This is a genomic window from Pseudomonas sp. P4_C3, assembly GCF_056402075.1.
Genome location: NZ_JBFUIC010000355.1, coordinates 1 through 3,921 on the forward strand (window position 1 = coordinate 1; position 3,921 = coordinate 3,921).

5 protein-coding genes are annotated in these 3,921 nt (G+C 61.8%); all 5 read right to left on the reverse strand.

What is annotated here, in order from left to right:
• On the reverse strand, positions 1-612 hold a 612-nt coding region (locus tag AC1DVH_RS27410), incomplete at its 3' end, for a capsular polysaccharide export protein, LipB/KpsS family (RefSeq protein WP_477756431.1).
• An 11-nt stretch (positions 613-623) separates the two neighbouring features.
• Positions 624-1,235 (reverse strand): GNAT family N-acetyltransferase, encoded by a 612-nt coding sequence (locus tag AC1DVH_RS27415; RefSeq protein ID WP_477756432.1) that lies wholly within the window; start codon positions 1,233-1,235, stop codon positions 624-626.
• On the reverse strand, positions 1,228-2,664 hold the full coding sequence (locus tag AC1DVH_RS27420; protein ID WP_477756433.1) for an LTA synthase family protein: 1,437 nt from the start codon (positions 2,662-2,664) through the stop codon (positions 1,228-1,230). The genes AC1DVH_RS27415 and AC1DVH_RS27420 overlap by 8 nt, the downstream gene beginning before the upstream one ends.
• Positions 2,665-2,737: 73 nt before the next feature.
• Positions 2,738-3,514: an SDR family NAD(P)-dependent oxidoreductase gene (locus AC1DVH_RS27425; protein ID WP_477756434.1), complete on the reverse strand. Its 777-nt coding sequence runs from the start codon at positions 3,512-3,514 to the stop codon at positions 2,738-2,740.
• On the reverse strand, positions 3,511-3,921 hold a 411-nt coding region (locus AC1DVH_RS27430), incomplete at its 5' end, for a capsular polysaccharide export protein, LipB/KpsS family (protein WP_477756435.1). The genes AC1DVH_RS27430 and AC1DVH_RS27425, both read right to left, overlap by 4 nt.

The window sequence follows — 3,921 nt, forward strand, 5'->3', positions numbered from 1 at the left end:
CGCCAGGGCTTCGTCGAGCATGCGGATAAAGTCGGCTTCGCACAGCCCGCCGCCGGGGATGGAGAAGTCGCCATAAGTCTGGTCGACCACCAGAATCAGCGGCTTGTCACGGCCCAGCGGGTCGTCGTCGCTCAGGTCCGGTGCGTTGTTGTATTTGCCGATGCCACTGCTGCGCATCAGGGCAATCAGCTCCCGTGCGGTCGCCTGCTCCGAAGAGCTCAGGGTCTGCGGGGTTTGCAGGATGTTCTCCAGCCGTGACGGGCGATCGGCCAGGTAGTGAATGCCAATGGGGTCGACCACCATCGACATCGGCGTATCGCCTTCGACGCCCAGCGAAGATGAACGCAGGAAGCCATCCTCCAGTGCGACGTAGGGAATGCCCCAGCGCTTGCACAAGACCCGGGCATGGTCAGAGGAACTTTTGTAGCCAATTCCGGCAATCGCCTTCAAGCCTGCGGGGCGCTGCCGGCTGCGTCGCCACAGCCAATGAGGCTGGCCTTCGGGGTCGAGAAACTCCTCCAGATGATGGACTTTCCACATCACCCACTGCGACATGATGCCCACCCGGCCGGGACCATCCACCAGCGATTCAAGGGGTACGGATCGATTCATTTGCGGGCTGCTCATGGATGGGGCGATAGTCTGCAGCGCAGGTTGATGACCGTCGGGAAGGGCATCACGCGGCTCAGCCAGTTCGTTGGAAAGGTGTGTATCGGCATGAAGGCGTGGCGGGCATAGAACGCCCTGGCCGCAAGGTTCTTCACCTGCACTTCCAGCTCGATTTTGGTATGGCCAAGGCTGAGTGCCTGATCAAAGGCGGCCTGCAGCAAGGCACTGGCCACCCCCTGGCGCCGTGCGGCTTTGCGCACATGCAAGCCGTACAGATAAAAACCGTAGTACCACTCGCGACACTCGCTGATCACGAACAGGCCATAACGCAGCGAGCCGCCCAGTCGCCCGAACTCGCGAACGAATGGCCGGATGCCCGGTGAAAATGGTCCGCGGCGTTGGTGTTTGAACGAGGCGTAGCCCACCGGTGCGCTGTCGTGATAGGCCAGCAGGACGCGGTCCCAGTTGATCGACTGCGCGAGCAGGCGATGGCGGCAGTCTTCATCGCCGAGGATGAACGCCAACGAGCCGCGCCCCGCGGTGATCCAGCGCGCAACCGCAGGGTCGCGCTGCGCAAGGCTGGACGCGAGAACCACCTGCACCGGCTCACCCCGGGTTTCAGTCATCGGCAGTAGGGGCCAGATGGTCGATAAAGGCCTTGGCCAGATGCTCGACTCCGAGGTCTGTGCAGGCATTGGCACTTGGCGAAGTATTGGACCAGATGAAGTACTCGGTATCGCCATTCGGTGCCTCCAGGGCGCCATAGACGTCAGGCAGGATCGGCACATGGTCACCGAAAAAGCACAGCCCGGTTGGTGTGCTGCGGGTCAGAAAATGTTCACGCAGCTGACCGAGCATGCGGTCGGCATTGCTCAAGTGGCGCACGTACGGGGCCAGATCACGCAGGCTTTCTGGTAGCGGCCGGTCGAACCACTGCGGCAGGTCGCCGGCTTCGACATTTTCCAGGTGCAGCGGGCCGTGGTTTTCCATGGTGATGGCATGAATAAACAACGGCTGGGTACGGGACGGATCATCAAGCAGCGCGCTGATCTTGTCGGCTACCGCGCAGTCACCGATGAACGGGCCGGCCTTTTGCTGTTCGGTGAAACTGCGAACGTCGATGAATTCGTCGAAGCCCAGTGCAGGCAACACCTTGTCCCGACCATAAAAACTGCCGACATAAGGATGCACGCAGACCGTACGATAACCCTGGCGTTTGAGCGCCTTGGCGATGCTCGCAACGCCCTGTCGCGCCAGGTGGCGATAAGGGTTGAATCGATGGACGCCCAGTTGGTCGACCTTGATCCCGGTGAGGAAGGCAAACTCGCTACGGACCGTGTTGGCGCCCCACGCGGCGACTTGCAGACGACCCTGGGCCAGCGCCTCGGCCCGCAAGGTGTCGAAGTGGCTGAGCACCTGTGGACGGATGCCGGGCCACAGCCTGCGCGCATCGAAGAACGATTCGCTTTGTACCGATACCAGGTCCGGCAGCACGGTGTCGGACGCCGGGCGTGGCAGCTCATCGGCAAACGCCGAGTTCAGTCGATTGAGGTCCACCGGGTGCCGGGCCGCGATAAAGTACGTCCACAAACTGGCCGCCAATCCCCAGCGACCGAGGTCGAGGCTGGCGTCGAACGTCGGGCGCAGTGGCTTCAAGCTGCCGAGCATCAGCAGTACCAAACCGCCCAGCAGCGTGCTCGTCGCCACGACGCGAGYATTGCTGCCCACCGGTTCGAAATACAACCCGCACGCCAGGTAGGCGATAAACAGAAGGGCCAGGCCGATGGCTTTGCCAATGCCGAAGAACGGCAAGTACAGGCGTGGAAAGCGTACGGCGTCGCTGAAGTATTCGAAATCGGCGCAGACGAATGGCTCGCGCAGCGAATGGTATTTGGCGTTGCTCACCAGCACGATCAGYAGCCACAGCGCCAGCACGTTGACCGCACTGAAATACGCGCGACCGCTGATCAGGTACAGCAAGCCAACGGCGAATGCCCAGGCACCGCCATGCAACAGCCAGCTGCGAAGCGGACGGGACCAGGCGGTACGCGGCACCAGGAGTATTTCGATTGCGCAAGACAGGAGAAAACCAGGCACTACAACCGAGCAAAAAACGTTATTCAAAAAATCAGGCACCGTAATCCAGCCACCGCAAAATGATCGACGACAGTCGTGGCGGGATGACCCCCAAAGCCCAGCACCCAAGGTTCAGCGGGAACGGAAAGCTGATGCGCGCCTGGTTCGCGGCCAGCCCGCGCTGAATCCGTCGCGCAGCCTTGTCCGGGGTCCAGAGCAGCGGTTTTGGTCCGGGCATTTCAAAGCACATTTTCGATTCGACGTAGCCCGGCATGATCACGTTGATCTTCACACCATCGGTTGCCACCAGGTCGCGCATGGCTTCGCCATAAGCCTTGATCGCTGCCTTGCTGGCGCTATAGCTCGGCGTGGCCGGCAGCCCCCGCCAACCGGCCAGCGAGCTGAACAGGGCGATCTGCCCGGACTTGCGGGCACGCATGGCCGGCAATGCGGCCTGCACCGTGGCAAGGGCTGCCAGCACGTTGATTTCGATCAGCGCCTGGGACAGCTCCCAGACTTCGCCTTCGCCGTTGTCGCCGGTGGACGTATTGACCCCGGCACCGACGATGATCAAGTCCGGTTGCTCGGTGACACTGATCTCGCCGATCCAGCTGCGCAAGGCGTCGAGATCCTGAACATCCAGCGGTTGCAGCAGTACGCGAGCGCCGGCGGCGCGGCACTGGGCGGCCATTTCTTCCAGGCGGTCCAGGCGTCGGCCCTGCAGGATCAGCGTAACCCCCGGTTTCGCGTAGGCGGGTGCCAGCGCGCCACCGATGCCGCCTGTGGCGCCGGTGATGAGAATGCAGCGTGGAGACTGTTGTGACGTCATAGGTACTGTTCGATTTTCGAGGTTTTGGCCATCAGCACTTCCAGGGAATTGTTCACCGCCATGTCGATGCCGCAGCGGGTGTAAAAGCCGCCGTTGACTTGCGTGGTGTGAATGACCGTGCTGCGAAAGCGTTGAAACAGGGTGGAGTCGGGAGGCTCCGGGTTGTCCCAGAACTCATCGAGACCGCCCTGGTGGGTCAGGCCCTTGAGGTTGTAGATCGGGTCGCTGAGGGCAATGGTCGGCACGCTGTGCATCAGTGACGAACCACCCACGGTGCTATTGACCGTGACTACGCCAGCGACATGCGACAGCAGTGTCGGCATGTGGCCGCTTTCGAGGAAATCCACGCGATCGGCAATGCCGAATTTGTCGGCAATCCGCCGGGTGATGCGGTGGTAGTTGACGAT

Coding starts and splice junctions, on each gene's coding strand:
- AC1DVH_RS27415 (WP_477756432.1), bottom strand. CDS start 1,235: ATGACTGAAACCCGGGGTGAGCCGGTGCAGGTGGTTCTCGCGTCCAGC.
- AC1DVH_RS27425 (WP_477756434.1), bottom strand. CDS start 3,514: ATGACGTCACAACAGTCTCCACGCTGCATTCTCATCACCGGCGCCACA.